This window comes from Pseudomonas sp. LBUM1662 (genome assembly GCF_059695915.1).
In genome coordinates this window covers 6,712,860-6,730,764 of the sequence record NZ_CP166793.1, presented here as the reverse complement: position 1 = coordinate 6,730,764, position 17,905 = coordinate 6,712,860, and the positions used below count along the sequence as shown (strand labels likewise).

The following is a 17,905-nucleotide window of genomic DNA, read 5'->3' as shown; positions in this document are numbered from 1 at the left end:
TGCACAGGAGATCCCTCTGTAGGAGCGAGGCTTGCCCGCGAAGGCGGCATGTCGGTCGACATCAATGTTGAATGACACGCCGCCTTCGCGGGCAAGCCTCGCTCCTACAGGTTCAGGCGTAGGACAGGGATTTTTCTTCGAGCAGCTCTTCGTACAACGCGGTCCACTTGCGGCCCATTTCATCGGCTGTGAATAACTGCCGATACCGCGCTTCAGCCTTCACGCCCATTTCCGCTGCACGCGTCGGGTTTTCCCACAGCGTGCGCATCGCTTCGCGGAATGCCTGTGGATTACTCGGCGGCACCACCAGCCCGGTTTCGTTGTGGATGTTGATGTAGCTGGTGCCGGTGCCGATTTCGCTGGAGATCATCGGCTTGCCGTACATCGCGCCTTCGAGCAGCGAGATGCCGAACGCTTCGGAGCGCAGGTGCGACGGAAACACCACCGCGTAACTCAACTCCAGCAACGCCACTTTGTCCTCGTCACCCAGACGTCCCAGGAAGTGCAGATTCTGCAGGCCCAAGGCCTTGGCCTGAGCATGCAGTTCAGCTTCCAGTGGTCCGGCCCCGACGATGACTACCGGATAATTCAGCCCTTGCATCGCGTCCAGCAGAATATGCAGCCCCTTGTAGTAGCGCATGACGCCGACGAACAGAAAGAACCGGTCACCCAACTGTTTGCGCCAGCGTTCGGTGCGTTCCGCGTCGGGCTGTGGATAACCTGACTTGTCCAGCCCGTAGGTGATGACGCGGGTTTTCTCGCGGTACTCCTGAAGCACATCACTGGTATGAAGGTAGTTGGGGGAGGCCGCGACGATTCGGTCGGCGCTGTCGAGGAAACGGCGCATCAATGGACGGTAGAGCTTGAGCAAATGGCGCTGGCGAATGATGTCCGAGTGGTAGCTCACCACGCAGGGTTTTTTAGTGGCGCTGAGAAAATGCACCAGGTCCATGAAGGGCCAGGGGAAGTGGTAATTGACCACGTCGGCCTCAGCCGCCAGCTCACGAAACTGCTTGAAGACGCTGTAGGAAAAACCCGTGGAGGCCATCTGAAAATCCATCCTGGCCTGATGAACCTGATGCTGACGGATCTGTATCGCACCAGGCGCCGGATTGTTGCTCAACGTCAGTACCGTGCTGTCGACCGAGTGCCGCGCACCGCTCTCGCACAGCTGAAAAATGACCTGTTCGATGCCACCCATCGAGTCCGGCAGGTAAGTCTTATAAAAGTGCAGTACGCGCATATCAGTCTCCCATAGCCTGGCGGTAAGCGCGGGCCGTGGCCTTCGCACAACGCTCCCAGGAAAAAAGCTTCGCTTGTTGCAAACCGGCTTCGCGACAGACCTGCCAATGCAGCGGGTCGTCGATGAGGCGGCTCATGGCATCGCGCAAGTTGTCTGGATCGTCCGGCGTTACGTAGCTGCCTGCGGCGCCCGCGACCTCCGGCATGGCCGAATGATTGGTCAGAATCACCGGTGTGCCGCTGGCCATGGCTTCCAGGACGGGCAGGCCGAACCCTTCGTACAACGAGGGAAAGATCAATGCCCGGGCGCCGGCCAGTAGCTGTGCCAGTGTTTCATCAGGCAGATACCCCAGCAGGCACACATCGCCGGTGGCCAGGGCGGCGCGCAACTCATCACTGAACTGTTCGCCCTGCCAACCGGCCATGCCGGCGATCAGCAGGGGAAAACGCTGGCGCACCGCTTCCGGTAATCGGGCGTGGGCGCGCAGGGCCAGCGTCAGGTTCTTGCGCGGTTCCAGGGTGCCGACACAAAGGAAATATTCCCGCGCCTCGACGCCATGGGCCTTGAGCACCGCGTCGATGGCTTCAGGTTCCCGCGGATGGAAACGTGCGGCCACGCCCAGCGGCGCGACGACAAAACGCTCGGCCGGCAGCGCGAAATACGCCTGGGCTTCGTCGGCAATGCACTGCGAGTCGGTAAGAATCAGACTCGCCCGGTGCACGCCGTCGGCCAGCCGCCGCTCGATTTCTCGCAAGCGCGAAGGTGGCTGCGTCTCGGGGTAATGCAAGTGCGTGAGGTCATGCAGGGTGATGACTGTCGGGCCGTCGAACGACAGCGGCCACAGGCTCGGTTCGTGATAGAGGTCGATGGTCTGCGAGCGACCCTGATCGAAGCGTTTCTGCTCCAGCCAGCGCCGCGCCTGATAAGCCCCCGGAATTTGCCGCAGCAACGGCGTCAGTCGCGAATAACCGGGCATGGCGGCTTCCGGCAAGTCCGAACTCCAGCCCCAACCGTGGAACAGCGTCAGTTCGACATCGGGCTCATCAGCCAGGGCGGTCGCCAGTTCGGCGACGTAATGGCCGATGCCGGTGCGCGGGGCTTGCAGGATCCGGGCGTTAAGGGCAATTCGCATGTTGCCTCTCTTGCACGACCGGCGCCTCTACCAGATTGCGCAGGGTTCGCTCGGCCAGTTGCGCGCTGGCTTCACGCCAGCCGATCCACTGCCAGTCCGCGACGTTGCGAGCTGCGGGGAATTGCCCGGAACGTTCGAAATCGGTGACCAGGTTTGCCAGGCTTTGCGGTTCGGTGAGGTCAAAGTACGTCATGAACTCGCCACCGATTTCGCGAAAGATCGGAATATCGCTGCCCATGGCCGGCAAACCACGCTGCATCGCTTCGACCAGGGGCAGGCCAAAACCCTCGACCCAGGACGGAAACACCAGTGCGCTGGCGTGGGAATAGGCGTGTTCAAGACTGGTGTCGCTCAGGTCGTTGAACATGAACAGGCGCTGGTTCAGCTGCGGGTGGTTGCGCACGCGGGCGAGCAGGGCATCGCACTTCCAGCCGATGCGCCCGGCGATGCACAGGCGGGCTTGCGAACCTGAGGCCCAGGCGCGTTCGAAAGCGTCGAGCAGGTAATCGTGGTTCTTGCGCGGCTCGATGGTGCTGACCATCAAGAACACCGGTTCCGGTGTTGTGAACACGCGGGTCAGTCGCGGCTCGACGGTAGCGGTGGCTTCGCTCAGGTCCAGCTCGGAGCCGAGGTGAAAATAATCGAACCACAACGTATTGGCTTTGGCCGGGCCCAGCCGACGCTGCAACTCTTCACGCACCTGATCGCGCACCGTCGCGGAAATCGCCACGTAGCCGTCGGCGGTTTGGGTGACCCAGTTGAACCACTCGTTGAAAATCTGCACCAGCCGCGTGTCGTAGAACTGTGGGTGAGTCAGCGGGATGAGGTCGTAGATCACCGAAACGATGCCCACGCCTTCACGCTTGAGCTGTTCGGCAAACGGGAAGAAATCGCTGTGCCAGGAAGAGTCCAGCAACACCAGTTGATCGCCCGGCTGATGCTGCAGCGGCGAGCAGCGTTTGGGCAGTTGATACTGGTTGATGGCCTCGATCAGCCGTATCGGCAGGCTGAAACAGGTGATTGCCGTGAGACGGTAGGCCACGTGCAGCAGGCGCTTGACCACTCGCGAGTGGCTGCGATTGTGCAAACGTTGATGCAGTTGCCAGAAACGATGAGCCAGCCGCCCCAGGCGTCCGCCAAAGGTCATCAAGCCATCGAAAAACGGGATGTTCAACGCGCCGAGTTTCAGCACCCGATAGAGCTTGCCCTTGAGCATCACCACCGGGATGCACTCGACACCGTCGACAGTGTCCGGCAGCTGATTGATGACGTTGCGCACCACCCGCTGAATGCCCGAATTGACTTTGGGGTGCTGGAATACGTGGGTGCACTCCACCAGAAGACGGGTCATGGCGTGCGCTCCGAAACAGTCGATTCGGAGCGGGTAATGGTGGTTTTCGCCGCCAGCCACGAGCAGCCGACGAAGTCTTCATGCCGGTTGTTGATCACATGGAACACCAACCCGTAATCGCGCCATTCGTAGTTGCGGTCCAGATGAGAGTCCAGCCGCGACAGGCTCAGGGACACGGAATAGTTGCCCTTGCCCAGGCCCATGACGAAGGCAAAACGGTAGGTGTAGCGTTCTCCGGCGTGCAGATCGGTCAGGGCCTTGTCCTGACGATGGGTGTTGATGCCATACATCATCTGACCCAGGCGGTCCTTGAGGATGAAGCCAAGCACCAGGCGCTCGATGTCCTGACGGACTTCGACCTGGACTTCCAGCACCACGGGCTGACCGACCTCGGCGGCGTCGATGGAACGGTCATTCTCGTCCAGCAACCGCACGCTGAGGATGCCCGCTTCACCGGTGCCGGAAATCGTTTGCACTTCCCCGTCCGCGAGCATTTCCTGACGCACGATCTGGCCTTCACGTTCGGCCATCATCGCGTTGTAGTAGTCCAGGACCGCTTCGGGTTTACCGTGCATGGCCATGCGGCCGTCCTTGAGCAGGATGGCCGAATCGCAAATCGCCTGGATGGCCGAGCGGTCGTGGGACACGATCAGCAGGGTGGTGCCGGCCTTGCGGAAGCTGCGGATGCGTTCGAAGCTCTTGTGCTGGAAGTAGGCATCGCCCACGGACAGCGCTTCGTCGACGATCAGGATGTCCGGACGCCGAGCGGTGGCCACGCTGAACGCCAGGCGCATCTGCATGCCGCTGGAGTAGGTGCGCACCGGATGGTCGATGGCTTCGCCGATCTCCGCGAAATGTTCGATCTCGGGCATCAACGCTTCAATGTCATCGACCTGCATGCCCAGCAATTGTCCGGCCATGATTGCATTCTGTCGGCCGGTAAAGTCCGGGTGAAAGCCCATGCCCAGTTCCAGCAGCGCCGCCACCCGGCCTTCGAGTTCAATCTTGCCGCAGGTCGGTTGGGTGGTGCCGGTGATCATTTTCAACAAGGTGCTTTTGCCCGCACCGTTGACCCCGACGATGCCCACCGCTTCACCGGGGGCGATCTCGAATTCGACGTCTTGCAGCACCCAGTGCTGGTGGTGGCGCTTGGGCGAAAACGGAATCAGCCACTCGGCCAGTCGGCTCCAGCGGTTCGGGTATTGCTTGTAGGCCTTGCCCAGGCCGGTGACGCGAATATGCCCCATCAGAGTTCATCCACCATTTCACCGACGCGCTGGCGAAACAGACGCAGCCCGATCAGACAGAACACCACGCCGGTGACAAAAATCGGCAGCAGCGAACTCCAGACCGGCCATTGCCCGTAGAGAAACATGTTTTGATAGCTGACGATCAGGTTGGTCAGGGGGTTGAGTTGCAGCAGGCGCTGAACCCAGTCCGGCAGGATGCTCATGGGGTACACAATGGGCGTCAGCCAGAACCAGAATTGCAGGCAGATGCCGAAGAGTTGCCCGACATCACGGAAGAACACATTCAACACGCCGAGTACCATTCCCAGCCCGGCACAGAACATCATTTGCAACGCCATCAGCGGTATCAACGCCAGCAACGCCATGCCCGGCCAACGTCCCGTGACCAGCAGAAACCCCAGGAACAAGCCGATGATGATCGCGAAATTGATGCCGGCGTTGATCAAGACAATCACCGGCAGACAGACCCGCGGGAAGCTGATTTTCTTCAACAGGTTGGCGTTTTCCAGAAACATGTTCTGGCTGCGCAGGGTGATTTCCGCAAACAGTCCCCAGGCCAGCAAGCCGCCGCACAGGTACACGCTGTAGGCCATGCTGTCGTCCACGCCCGGCAGGCGGGCGCGCATGATGTGAGAAAAAATCACGGTGTAGACGACGATCATCGACAGTGGATTGAGTACGGGCCACAGGGCTCCGAACAGCGAATTTCGGTAACGCGCCTGAAACTCTCGCTGGACGCTACCGAGGATGAACCCTCGGTGGCTGCACAGTGAGCGGTATAGGGAAAGCAGCATTCAAACCGTCCTGCCATATTGGTCTTCGAAGCGAACGATATCGTCCTCTCCCAGGTATTCGCCGCTTTGCACTTCAATGATCACCAGATCGATCACGCCCGGGTTTTCCAGGCGATGCTTGTGGCCGGCGGCAATGAAAGTCGATTCGTTCTTGGCCACCAGGTGGGTGCCGGTGCCATTGTTGGTGACCTTGGCCATGCCTTCGACGACCACCCAGTGTTCATTGCGGTGGTGGTGCATTTGCAGTGACAACTTGGCGCCGGGCTTGACCACGATGCGCTTGATCTTGAAGCGCGGGCCTTCTTCGAGCACGGTGTAGGTGCCCCAAGGCCGACTGACCGTACGGTGCAGGCGATAGGCCTCGTGTTTTTTGTCCTTGAGCTGCTTGGCCACCCGGCGCACATCCTGGGCGCGATCGGCGTGGGCCACCAGCACCGCGTCGGCGGTGTCGATGATGATCAAGTTATCCACACCCACCGCCGCCACCAGCCGGTCTTCGCTCTGGACAAAATTGTTGTGGCTGTCGATGAATACCGCGTCGCCGGTGGCGCGGTTGTTTTGCGCATCCGCCGGCACCAGCGTGGCGACCGCGCCCCAGGAGCCGATGTCGCTCCAGTCGAAACCGGCGGGTACCACGACCACTTTGTCGGAGCGTTCCATCAAGGCGTAGTCGATGGAAATGTCAGTGATCTCGGCGAACAGCGCCGGGGACAATTCCTGTTGCAGGCACCCGGCCGTTTCAACGGGGGCGCTTTGCGCCATGCAGGTTTGCGTCTGCTCCAGCAGCTCTGGGGCGTGGATCTGCAATTCGGCCAGCACAGTCGAGACGCAGAAGCAGAACATCCCCGAGTTCCACAGGAACTTGCCGCTTTCCAGGTAATGTGTGGCGGTTTGCAGATCCGGTTTTTCGACGAAACGCTGGACCTTTGCGGCGCCTTTTCCGTCCAGCGCCGCGCCGGTTTCTATGTAGCCGAAACCGGTCTCCGGGGCGGTCGGCACCACGCCGAACGTCACCAGGAATCCATCCTTGGCCAGTGCCACGGCGTGTTCAACCGCCGTTTTCAAGGCGTCTTCGTTGAGGATCAAATGGTCGGCGGGCATCACCACCATGATCGCTTCATCGCCGTGCAGGGCTTGCAGTGACAGGGCCGCGGCGGCGATGGCCGGGGCGGTATTGCGACCTGTCGGCTCCAGCAGAAAGTGCCCGCGATGGCGACTTAGCTGCGCCTCCTGATAGTGATCCTTGCTCTGGAAGTAGTAGTCGCGGTTGGTCACCGTGACGATATCGCCCCAGCCATCAAGCAGCCCGGCCGCCCGCCGATAGGTCTTGCCCAGCAGCGACTGGCCGTCGGGCAGGGTCATGAACGGCTTGGGATGGCCCTCGCGGGACACCGGCCACAGGCGAGTACCGGCACCGCCGGAGAGAATCACAGGAATCAGCATGGCCTACTCCTTGGCGACGCGTTTCATGTCCGCATCCATCATCATGCGGATCAAGGTATCCAGATCGGTTTTTGGCTTCCAGCCCAATACACGCTGGGCTTTGGCCGGGTTGCCGAGCAGCACTTCGACCTCGGCCGGGCGGAAGAACGCCGGGTCTATTTTCACGAAGTCGCGGTAGTTGAGGCCGACGTGATCGAAGGCGATGCGGCACATTTCACGCACGGTGGTGGTCACGCCGGTGGCGACCACGAAGTCGTCGGGCTTGTCCTGTTGCAGCATCAACCACATGGCTTCGACGTAGTCGCCGGCAAACCCCCAGTCGCGTTTGGCGTCGATGTTGCCCAGGCTCAGTTCCTGCTGTTTGCCCTGCTTGATGCGGGCGGCGGCGTCGGTCACTTTGCGGGTCACGAACTCGATGCCGCGCAGCGGTGATTCGTGGTTGAACAGGATCCCGCTGCTGGCGTGCAGGTTGAAGCTTTCGCGGTAGTTCACGGTGATCCAGTGCCCGTACAGCTTGGCCACGCCGTAAGGGCTGCGCGGGTAGAACGGGGTGTTCTCGTCCTGTTGCTCGGCCTGGATCAGGCCAAACATTTCGCTGGTCGACGCTTGATAAAAACGCGTGTGCGGACTGAACTGGCGGATCGCTTCTAGCAGGTGGGTCACGCCCAGCCCGTCGACGATGCCGGTGGTGACCGGTTGATCCCAGGAGGCCGCGACAAAACTTTGCGCCGCCAGGTTATAGATTTCGTCCGGGGCGGACTTGATCACCGCACGCTGCACTGAGCAGGCATCGGCCATGTCGCCGTCCAGGTAAATGATGTCGCCCTCGACCCCCATCTCACGCAGACGCCAGCGCGCATCGCTGCTGCGCCGTGCCACCAGGCCGTGGACCTTGTAGCCCTTGTCGAGCAGCAGTTTGGCCAGATACGCGCCGTCCTGACCGGTGATCCCCGTGATCAATGCACTTTTTGTCATTCTTCTTTCACTCGCTTCTCCCAGTCGGACAGGATCGCCCGCAGGGATTGTTGTGTTGTGATTTCAGGCGTCCATCCTGTGGTCTGGGCAAGCTTGGCAGAGCTGCCACAAACGCGACGCTGATCCGCGCGGCGAAGGCGCGCCGGATCCTGAATCAATTGCATGTTGACCTGGGCGAGGTCCCCCAGTTGTTCGATCAGGCTGCGAATGCTCTGCTCGCGCCCCGAGCAAATGTTGTAGACCTGCCCCGACGTGCCCTTTTCCAACAGCGCCAGATAGGCCGACACGACATCGTCCACATCGAGGAAATCGCGTGTGACGTCGATGTCACCGACTTCCAGTTGCGGGGCTTGCAGGCCTTGTTTGATACGGTTGATCTGCCGCGCGGCGCTGGCGATGACAAAGCTGTCTTTCTGACCGGTGCCGATGTGGTTGAACGGGCGGGCGACCACCACCGGCCAGCCTTCACTCAAGCCCCATTGCAGACTGAGGAACTCGGCCGACAGTTTGCTCACCGCATAGGGATTGCGCGGGCAGGGCGGCTGGAGTTCGGTAATCGGCAGGTCCGACTCCATCACTTGGCCGTAGACGTCGCCGGAGCTGACGTACAGGAACTTACCTTTAAACCCCCGCGCCTTGAGTGCCTGAAGCAGGTTCAAGGTGCCGAGCAGGTTGATCGTCAGCGTGCGTGCCGGGTCGCGGAAGGCTTCGGGAACGAAGGTCTGGCCGGCCAGGTGAATGACCGCGTCGGGCATCTCGGGCCAGAGGCCGTCGAGAGTGCCGGGCTCAGCGAGATCGTAACGGGCGGCGACAGGCAGAAGCTCCCATTCCGAGGCATCGGCCTGCAGGCGGGATTGGATGTGTTGTCCTACGAATCCACTGAGACCCGTAACGAACAGACGCTTTTTCAAACAGCGGCCCCTTGGTCATAAAACTTCGTCCATTCCCCACAGGCTCTATGGAAATGTCTGACAGACCGGGTGGATTCCTTGGTCGAAAGACAGGCGAAGTCGTTGTTGTAGTTGTTTGGTAGCCAATCTGTGCCAATTGCGCGGCAATTTCAACAGGTCCCACCGTGACCGGTCAGTTCTCGTTAGCGTAGCCCGATTTATTCTCGCCGGGCGGTTCACGAATCCTCAGCGGATGTGTTTAGAATGCCCCTCGTCACGATTACCCAGGGTTCGGCCGGGTGGTATTCACACCCCGCGAAACTGACCATTAAAACAAGAACGTAGACGGGCAAGAAGACGATGGACGACGACCGGCAAACCCCGGGTCGATCCGTGGCTTTGCCGTCATAGAGTGGGGCTGCCGGGATGGCGGTTTCATCGTGGGATGCCATGAATTTCATTCTTTACTCGGACGTCAACGACAGCTCCATCAGCCAGAGCCTCGGTCGTCCCGAATACAGTTACTACTTCGTGCTCAAGGCGTATCGCCCGGTGCTCGAAAGCCTCGGGCGGGTGCATGTGGTGTCCTCCACCGCCGAGGTCGATCCTCTCTATCGCCAATTGCTGGCCGCCGGCCAGGACAGCCTGTTCCTGTCCTTTACGCCGCCGCAGAAAACCCCGAACGATCTTGAATGCCCGACGATCTGCGTGGTGGCCTGGGAGTTTGACTCGATTCCCGATGAGCAATGGGACAACGACCCGCGCCAGGACTGGACGCAGATGCTGGCACGCCAGGGCCGGGTCATCACGCTGTCCAGCCACACCGCCCGGGCGATTCGGCGGGCCATGGGTGAAGACTTTCCTGTGCTGGTTTTGCCCACGCCGCTGTGGGAGAACTTCGCGGCCATTCGCAGCAACCACACCAGCGTCCCGGTCAATGGCGGTTCGACACTGGAGATCAAGGGCTGCATTTTCGACACCCGTACCCTCGGGCTCAGCGCCGACGCACTGATCCCTGTCGTGCCCACGGCCGAAGAAATCGCCGCGCGAGAGGCTGCAGCGGAAGCCGCGAAGCCACCGCCGCTGACCTTGAAACGCCGCTTCGTCATTGCTCGCCATTACCTGCACCTGTGGCGCCGGGACATGGGCAAAACCCTGCCCGTCCCGGTGCATCGCACGCACTTTCTGAGCCAGTGGTATTGGGAAGGCATTCGCGACCTTCTTTCAGAGACCGCCCATGAACGGCTTGCCGGATTCTTGCCGGCCATCGCTGGCCCGCAGACGATGGCCGTGCATGAGCCTGAACCGCGTCAATGGCCGGACACCACCGGCCAGGTCGAGACTCAGGTCGACGGCGTGGTGTACGTCACGGTGTTCAACCCCCGGGACGGTCGCAAGAACTGGCATCAATTGATCACCGCCTTCTGCTGGGCCTTCCGCGAAACGGAGGACGCCACGCTGGTGCTGAAGATTACTCAAAGCGACCTGTCGTCCTATTACGACGAACTGATGACCTTGCTCGCGCAACTCTCGCCGTTTGCCTGTCGGGTGGTGGTGATGCACGGTTACCTGGACGATCCGCAATACGCCCGGCTGTACGAAGCGGCCAGTTATTACGTCAACGCGTCACGCTGCGAAGGCCTGTGCCTGCCGCTGATGGAGTTCATGGCCAGCGGTAAACCGGTGATCGCCCCGGACCACACCGCCATGGAGGATTACATCGATGAGCGTGTGGCGTTTGTGGTCAAGTCCAGCGAAGAGCTGACCATCTGGCCCCAGGACACACGGATCATCTATCGGACCCTGCGTTATCGACCGGACTGGGGTTCGCTGAAAATCGCCTACGAAAACAGCTACCGGATGGCCAAGGAGCAACCGCTGGCGTACCAGCGCATGTCTGCCGACGCCGTCGAGCGCATGCACGACTACTGCGCCTTCGCCCCGGTGCAGAAGCGCCTGGCGGATTTTTTCGGGCTGACGCCGCAGGTTTTGCCGGCAGCGGCCGTGACGGATAGCGCCTCATGCTGATCATCATTCATTCGGAAACCAACCAGCACACCATCGCCCAGAACCTCGGTCGTTCGGAGTACAGCTATTACTTTGTGCTCAAGGAATACCGGCCGGTGCTGGAGCGATTGGGTCGTGTGGTGGAAGTCAGGGACCCGCAGAGCGAAGTCGATGCCTTGTACCTCGACGCGCAGTCCCGTGGTGAAGACTGCGTGTTCCTGTCGTTCTCGCCGCCGCATTGCACGCCGGTGCACTTCGCCTGTCCGACCTTGCCGGTGTTCGCGTGGGAATTCAGCACCATTCCCAACGAACCCTTTGCCGGCGAACCGCGCAATGACTGGCGCACGGTTTTGCGTGCTTCAGGCGCGGCGATTACCCATTCCGGCTATACGGTGAACGCCGTGCGCGAGGCGATGGGTGCCGACTATCCGATCGTCGCGGTACCGGCACCGGTGTGGGACCGATTCTCGGCGCGTGGCGCCCAGTTGCAGCGTCAACCGCTGGCCAGTGAGGTGCGACTGAAGATCAAAGGCCTGGTAGCGGACAGCCGCACGCTGGACTTGCGGGCCTTTGGGCCGGCGCAGTTACGCGAAGGTGAAGGTATTGATTTCGAGGCGCCGCCCCGTGAACACGAGTTGGTGCTCGACGGCGTGATCTACACCTCGGTGTTCAACCCCGGTGACGGGCGCAAGAATTGGGAAGACATGCTCAGTGCCTTCTGCGTGACCTTCCGCGAGGTCGATGACGCGACGCTGGTGCTCAAACTGACCCACCACGATGCCGAAGCGGCGCTGACCGACATCCTTCACCATTTGTACAAAAACCAGTCTTACCGCTGCCGCATCGTGCTGATTTACGGCTACCTCGCGGATGCGGACTACGAGCAACTGGTGCAGGCAACCAGCTACGTGGTCAACACCTCCTACGGCGAAGGCCAGTGCCTGCCGCTGATGGAGTTCATGTCCTGTGGCAAACCGGCGGTGGCGCCACGCACCACGGCGATGATCGATTACCTGGATGCCGATAATGCGTTCCTGATCGACTCCACCGACGAACTGACGGCCTGGCCTCATGACCCGCGCAGGGCATTCCGGACCCTGCGTTACGTGACGAACTGGGCGTCGTTGTGCCGCGCTTATCGCGCCAGTTATGACGTCGCCAAAAACGATGCCGAGCGTTACGCGCAGATGTCCGCGCATTCGGTGGCCAGCCTGGAAAAATTCTGCAGCCAAGCCATCGCCGAGCAACGACTGAAAGCCTTCTTCGCGCAGCTCCTTGAAACCCGCGTCGCCTTGGATACCCCCGAAGCATGATCCGCCCAGCGTTGACGCGAGTGGATAGCGCAGCAGCGTCCAGGAGGACGACATGAGTAACGACCGACGGATCATGGACATCGAGTTGCTGCGCGGCATTGCGGTGCTCGGCGTGTTGTTCCATCACCTGCAAGACAGCCTGTTTGCGGCCCCGGTGCCGCTGTTGCAAGCCATCACCGCGTGGGGGCAGCCGTGGTGGGGCGTCGATCTGTTTTTCGCCATCTCCGGATTTGTCATCGCGCGCAGCCTGATCCCTGCTTTGCAGGGTTGCAGCACGCGTCAGGAATACTGGCAGCAGACGCGCAACTTCTGGCTGCGCCGAGCCTTTCGATTATTGCCGTCGGCGTGGTTGTGGCTGGCGCTGATGTTGCTCGGCTGTATTTTTCTGAATCGTTCCGGGGCGTTCGGCACGCTGCACGCCAACCTGCAAGCAACCCTGGCCGGGGTCGCGCAGTACGCCAACTTCCGGTTCGCCGACAGCTTCTATAACTATGAATACGGCACCAGTTTCGTGTACTGGAGCCTGTCGCTGGAGGAGCAGTTTTATGTGCTGTTCCCGCTGCTGATTCTGATCTGTCGCAAACACCTGGTCTGGGCCTTGCTGGCGTTGGTCGCGGTGCAGTTGTTCACGTTGCGCACGCCGATCCTGATGGTGGTTCGCACCGATGCGCTGGCACTCGGTATCTTGCTGGCGATGTGGAGTGCGCAACCTTCGTATCTGCGGTGGGAGCCGACGTTCTTGCGCCGTCCATGGGCCGGTGTGACGGCGCTGGTCGTGCTGTCGCTGGTGCTCAGTTTCATGGCGACGGATCGCTTCACGTTCACGAATTACCGCATCGGCACGATTGCCGTGTTGTGCGCGGTGCTGGTCTGGATCGCTTCCTACAATCGCGATTACCTGCTGCCACGGGGCGTGTTCAAGAATGTGATGACGTGGGTCGGCAGCCGCTCCTACGGGATCTACCTGATCCACATTCCGGCTTATTTGCTGGTGCGCGAATTCACCTTCCGCTTGCAGGGCGCTGGTCTGCCCAACCCGGCCGGTCACCCGATTCTGACGCTGATGATTGCTGGCGGGTTGATCGCCTTGTTGAGTGAACTCAACTACCGCTTTATCGAAATGCCCATGCGCAACCGCGGTGCCTCGCTGGTCAAACGCCTGGGCACGTCCCGAACAGCCGCCCAAACCTCTGGAGCTACCTCATGCTGAGCCTTTTGAAGAAACTCACGGCGGGTACGCCCGCTCCCGTGACGCCTGTGGCGGACACGGTCGAGAAGGTCGATCCGTACATGCTCGGCCTGCACGACGCGATGCTCAGCGGCTGGTTCAATCAGCAAACCGGCGAGCTGTTCACCGGGTTCCCGGTGACCGCCGAAGACACGCTGCTGGACGTCGGCTGCGGTGATGGCGGCAACGTGCATTTCTGCGGCATGCGCGGGGCGAAGATCATCATCGCCGACATCGACGCGGACAAGGTTGAAGCCACCCGCCAGCGCCTGAGTGACACACCGGCGCGTGACGTCGAATGCCACGTCACCGACTGCAATCCGCTGCCGATTGCCGATGCCACGGCCACCCGCGTGGTGTCCACCGAAGTCATCGAACACGTGGACGACCCGGCGCAGTTCCTCGCTGAGCTGGTGCGTGTCGGCAAACCGGGCGCGCTGTACTTGCTCAGCGTCCCGCACCCGAGCTCCGAAGACCTGCAAAAAGACATCGCGGCGCCTGAGTATTTCCAGAAGCCCAACCACATTCGCATCATCAGCGAAGAGCAATTCAAGGCGATGGTCAGCGACGCCGGCCTGGAAGTGCTCAGCCACAGCCAGTACGGGTTTTACTGGTCGATGTGGATGCTGTTGTTCTGGGAAGCCAAGGTCGATTTCAGCAACCCCGACCACCCGTTGCTCAACCACTGGGCCGACACGTGGCAGGCCATCCTGGCGTCGCCTCGTGGTGCGCAGATCAAGCAGGCGCTGGATGCAGTCGTGGCGAAAAGTCAGGTGATCATTGCCCGCAAGCCATTGGTGTAGGCACTCTCTGTAGCAGCTGCCGAGCAGCGCGAGGCTGCGTTCGGCTGCGAAGCAGTCGTAAAATCAGGCGACGCGGTTTTTCAGATAAATCGTGCATTCAGGGTTTACGACTGCTGCGCAGCCGAACGCAGCCTCGCGCTGCTCGGCAGCTGCTATAGAGAAAGGGGATTCATGGATTTTTTTGTTCGTCTGGCAGCGGTGCTTGCCGCGTTGGTGCTGCTTAACGGTTGCGAGCAAAAGGACGCGCCACCGCTCGATCAGCAACTCTACGTCTGGCAACGGCAATGGACGTCGGCGCATGACGCCGCCCTGCAAGACAGTCGCGCGGACTTCTCAACCTTGCGGGTGCTGGCCTTGCAGGCATTTCCTCAGGCGGGCTGGAGCCGGGCGCGGATCGATCCGGCGTTGCTCAAACGGGATGGCCGGCCGCTGATTGCGGTGATCCGTCTCGATGGCCAGCTCCAGGCGCTGGATCAGGACGACGTCACGGCGCACATCCAGCAAGTGCTCAACGACTGGCAAGGGCAGGGACTGACGCTCTCCGGCGTGGAAATCGACCACGATGCCGGTAGCGCCCGGCTACCGGCTTACCGCGAATTTCTCACGCACCTGCGCGCGGCTATACCCGCCGCTTTGCCGTTAAGCATCACCGCATTACCTGCATGGATCGACAGCCCTGAATTGCCGGCACTCTTGGCGACTGTCGACAGCAGCGTCTTGCAGGTGCACGCGGTGAGCGATCCGCGCCGTGGGTTGTTTGATCCCGATCAGGCCAGGCTATGGGCCAAGGCCTGGAGCCGCATCACCTCGAAACCCTTTTACTTGGCGCTGCCCGCCTATGGCGTGGCCCTGTTGCCGGGCGCCAGCGGAGCCCCCGTCGTTGAAAGCGAAGTGCCTGTCGGGCGAACCGGCAAACGTCGGGAATTGCTGGCGGACCCTTTGCAGCTGAGCACGCTCGCCGCCGAACTGCGCGCCGATCCACCGGCGCATCTGGCCGGCCTGATCTGGTTTCGTCTACCGCTGGCGGGTGATCGCCGGGCCTGGAGCCTGAACACACTCGGCGCTGTCGCTCGCGGAGATTCGCTCGACAGTCGCTTGAGTTTGAAACTCAGCGCGCAGGACGACCTCTATGACATCAGCGTCAGCAATCACGGCAACCTCGACAGCGCCTGGCCCGAACGCGTAACACTGGCGGTTCGCGGCTGCGATGGCGCCGACGCGCTGGCCGGTTATGCGTTGCAACAAAGCCCGGATCTGCTTACCTTCACCCGCCTGCGCGACGGTCGAATACCGGCCGGCGAGCAGCGCGCCATCGGTTGGGCACGCTGCGCACACATTGATCAAGGAGGTTCGAATGTTCACCCGTAACTGGCCCCGCCATTTGCTTTGCCTGAGCCTCAGCCTGCCGCTGGGTTCAGCGCTGGCCTGCGGGCCGGACTTTCCGATGCGTTTGCTGGACAATCGCGCCCAGTCGCTGGCGGAGCTGCCGGAAGGCAACTTCCAATTCGAGATCAATCGCCTTGGGCATGTGATCGCAGGGCTCAAGAACGTTGAGACGTCCCCTTACAGCATGGAGTTGACCGACTACGCCGAGCAGCGGGACAAGGCCGAACAGGCCGGATTGACCGAGCAGCAGCAAGCCCTGGTCAAACAACTGCGCGCGCTGACTGATGCCCATCAAGTCGAAACCGAGGGCGCGAGCCTGCCGGCCGAGCTTCGGTTCTACCTGGCGGGTGCGGTGGCGTTCAACGCCGGTGATCACGCCCTGGCCGCCGAATACTTCCAGAAAGTGCTGGCGCTGCCGGCGGATCAGCGCGCCTTGCGCAGCACCTGGGCGGCTTATTCGCTGGGCCGGACGCTGTTTGCCATGAGCGCCGAAGCGGACGCGGCGTCCGACCTGTTGGCGCAGTCGGAAAAAGCCTTCGAACAAGCCCTTCAGCTGAGCATCGAGGGTTTCAACGACCCGCTGGAACTGGGTGTCGCCAGCCTCGGCGAACAAGCTCGCGTGGCGCGCACCGCTGGCGACTGGAACCGCGCGATCAATCTGTACGCCACGCAAAATCGTCACGGTTCGGCGGTGGGTTACACCTCGCTGAAGCTGTTGATGGCAGACCTGCTGGCGATGCCCGAAGATCAATTGACCGGGCTGCTCAAGGGCAAACCGGTGCAGCAACTGGTGACCGCGTCGCTGATCAGCCGCTTGGGCTGGTCATTCGGTGATCAACCGCCGAACGAACTGAAACTGATCAAACTCCTGCAAAGCAGCACGCGCGGCAGTCTGGACAACGCCGACCGGTTGGCGGCGATGAATTATCAACAGGGCGATTACGCCAGCGCCAAAGCATTCCTGGAACATGCCGGAGACGGTGGTCTGGCGTGGTGGCTGCGGGCGAAACTGGCGCTGCGTGACGGCGATAAAAACGCAGCGGCTGCGGCGTATGCCAAGGCTGCCCAAGCCTTCCCGCAGAACGAGTCGTGGGGCGAGCGACGCACGCCCGACTACGATTTCGAAAGCCTGCAACCCAAGTGCCGGGTCGAAGGTGAAAGCGCGATCCTGGCGCTGCAACGCGGGGATTACCTGCAAGCGTTCGATCAGCTTTATCGCAGCCAAAGCATCTATTGGTTCGACGCCGCGACCGTTGCCGAACGCGTGCTGACTGTCGATGAACTCAAGCATTACGTCGACACCCAGGTGCCGGCGCCGCCAGTGCTGAGTCAGCAGGATCGTGACAACTACGTGCCGTTGCCGGTGGCGGCACAACTGCGCAATTTGCTCGGGCGTCGGTTGTTACGCGAGGAGCGCTACGACGAAGCGTTGGTGTACTTCGACAATCCCGACCTACAGAAAAAAGCCCGGTTATATGCGCAGCAGCGGCAGTTGGCTGATGCGGCGTGGTGGCCGACCAAGCGCGCGGCGGCTTTGTTCAACGCAGCCTGGACGGCGCGCGAGTGGGGCATGGACATTCTGGGTTATGAAATGGCCCCGGACTACGCCACGTTTGGCGGCAATTACAGCCTGGAGACGGCTGAACTGAAGGTCGGCCCATTGGTGGCCGAAGGTGAAGTCCAGCGCCAGCAAGCCAGCGCCGCGAAGCCTGACGAGCGCTATCACTATCGATTCGTCGCAACGGCCTTGGCCAACCGCGCCGCCGATAACCTGCCTCACACCAGCCAGGCCTTTGCAGCGGTATTGTGTTCGGCGGCAGGGTGGAACAGCAGTCTTGAAGACCAAAGTGCGCTGTACCAGCGCTATGTCAAAGAAGGTCCTTACGTGGAGTGGGCGGTGGATTTTGGCCACCAGTGCCCGTATCCCGACTTCGAGAATGCGAGCAAACGTTATGTCACCCAGGTGACTGACGCCACGCGTTCGGTGCTGCGGCCGTACAAGTGGCCGTTGCAGATCGGCGGGGTTATCGCGGTGGTTGCCGTGGCGCTGTTGTTGATCAACCGGCGCCGCGGTCGCAAGGCGCAGTAAG

General features: G+C 61.2%; 14 protein-coding genes. 6 read left to right on the top strand and 8 right to left on the bottom strand.

The genetic code is table 11. From position 1 onward, the window contains the following. Nucleotides 1–112 precede the first annotated feature (112 nt). The 8 genes from ACA049_RS30680 to ACA049_RS30645 are packed head-to-tail and all read right to left on the bottom strand — an operon-like array spanning nt 113 to nt 9,099. Nucleotides 113–1,243: a glycosyltransferase family 4 protein gene (locus ACA049_RS30680; protein WP_497332123.1), complete on the bottom strand. Its 1,131-nt coding sequence runs from the start codon at nt 1,241–1,243 to the stop codon at nt 113–115. A gap of 1 nt (nt 1,244) precedes the next feature. Beyond that, nucleotides 1,245–2,375, bottom strand: a complete 1,131-nt coding sequence (locus ACA049_RS30675; protein ID WP_497332121.1) for a glycosyltransferase family 4 protein — start codon at nt 2,373–2,375, stop codon at nt 1,245–1,247. Then, nucleotides 2,359–3,726 (bottom strand): glycosyltransferase family 4 protein, encoded by a 1,368-nt coding sequence (locus tag ACA049_RS30670; protein ID WP_497332119.1) that lies wholly within the window; start codon nt 3,724–3,726, stop codon nt 2,359–2,361. The genes ACA049_RS30675 and ACA049_RS30670 overlap by 17 nt, the downstream gene beginning before the upstream one ends. Next, entirely contained in the window at nt 3,723–4,973 is a 1,251-nt protein-coding gene (locus ACA049_RS30665) for an ABC transporter ATP-binding protein (protein ID WP_497332117.1), read from the bottom strand. Before ACA049_RS30665 ends, ACA049_RS30670 begins: the two co-directional genes overlap by 4 nt. Continuing rightward, on the bottom strand, nt 4,973–5,770 hold the full coding sequence (locus ACA049_RS30660; protein WP_497332115.1) for an ABC transporter permease: 798 nt from the start codon (nt 5,768–5,770) through the stop codon (nt 4,973–4,975). The genes ACA049_RS30665 and ACA049_RS30660 overlap by 1 nt, the downstream gene beginning before the upstream one ends. Beyond that, on the bottom strand, nt 5,771–7,213 hold the full coding sequence (locus ACA049_RS30655; protein WP_497332113.1) for a mannose-1-phosphate guanylyltransferase/mannose-6-phosphate isomerase: 1,443 nt from the start codon (nt 7,211–7,213) through the stop codon (nt 5,771–5,773). A gap of 3 nt (nt 7,214–7,216) precedes the next feature. Further along, nucleotides 7,217–8,188 carry a GDP-mannose 4,6-dehydratase gene (gene gmd / locus ACA049_RS30650; protein ID WP_090177662.1) on the bottom strand — a complete coding sequence of 324 codons (972 nt, stop codon included), beginning with the start codon at nt 8,186–8,188 and terminating at the stop codon, nt 7,217–7,219. After that, complete coding sequence (locus ACA049_RS30645) at nt 8,185–9,099, bottom strand: GDP-mannose 4,6-dehydratase (protein ID WP_497332111.1); 915 nt, start codon at nt 9,097–9,099, stop codon at nt 8,185–8,187. The genes gmd and ACA049_RS30645 overlap by 4 nt, the downstream gene beginning before the upstream one ends. Before the next feature lie 429 nt (nt 9,100–9,528). On the opposite strand from ACA049_RS30645, the gene ACA049_RS30640 reads away from it, so the two are divergent. The 6 genes from ACA049_RS30640 (at nt 9,529) to ACA049_RS30615 (ending at nt 17,904) form a co-directional block, all read left to right on the top strand. Further along, nucleotides 9,529–11,106: a glycosyltransferase gene (locus tag ACA049_RS30640; protein ID WP_497332109.1), complete on the top strand. Its 1,578-nt coding sequence runs from the start codon at nt 9,529–9,531 to the stop codon at nt 11,104–11,106. Further along, complete coding sequence (locus ACA049_RS30635; protein ID WP_497332107.1) at nt 11,100–12,398, top strand: glycosyltransferase; 1,299 nt, start codon at nt 11,100–11,102, stop codon at nt 12,396–12,398. The genes ACA049_RS30640 and ACA049_RS30635 overlap by 7 nt, the downstream gene beginning before the upstream one ends. Before the next feature lie 52 nt (nt 12,399–12,450). Then, the gene (locus ACA049_RS30630) at nt 12,451–13,608 is read left to right on the top strand and encodes an acyltransferase family protein (protein WP_497332105.1); all 1,158 of its coding nucleotides are present in this window, start codon (nt 12,451–12,453) and stop codon (nt 13,606–13,608) included. Next, nucleotides 13,602–14,429: a class I SAM-dependent methyltransferase gene (locus ACA049_RS30625; RefSeq protein WP_497332103.1), complete on the top strand. Its 828-nt coding sequence runs from the start codon at nt 13,602–13,604 to the stop codon at nt 14,427–14,429. Before ACA049_RS30630 ends, ACA049_RS30625 begins: the two co-directional genes overlap by 7 nt. 171 nt (nt 14,430–14,600) lie before the next feature. After that, a complete protein-coding gene (locus ACA049_RS30620; RefSeq protein ID WP_497332101.1) occupies nt 14,601–15,797 on the top strand; it encodes a DUF3142 domain-containing protein in 1,197 nt (398 codons plus the stop codon). Continuing rightward, nucleotides 15,784–17,904: a hypothetical protein gene (locus ACA049_RS30615; protein ID WP_497332099.1), complete on the top strand. Its 2,121-nt coding sequence runs from the start codon at nt 15,784–15,786 to the stop codon at nt 17,902–17,904. The genes ACA049_RS30620 and ACA049_RS30615 overlap by 14 nt, the downstream gene beginning before the upstream one ends. Nucleotide 17,905: the final 1 nt, after the last annotated feature.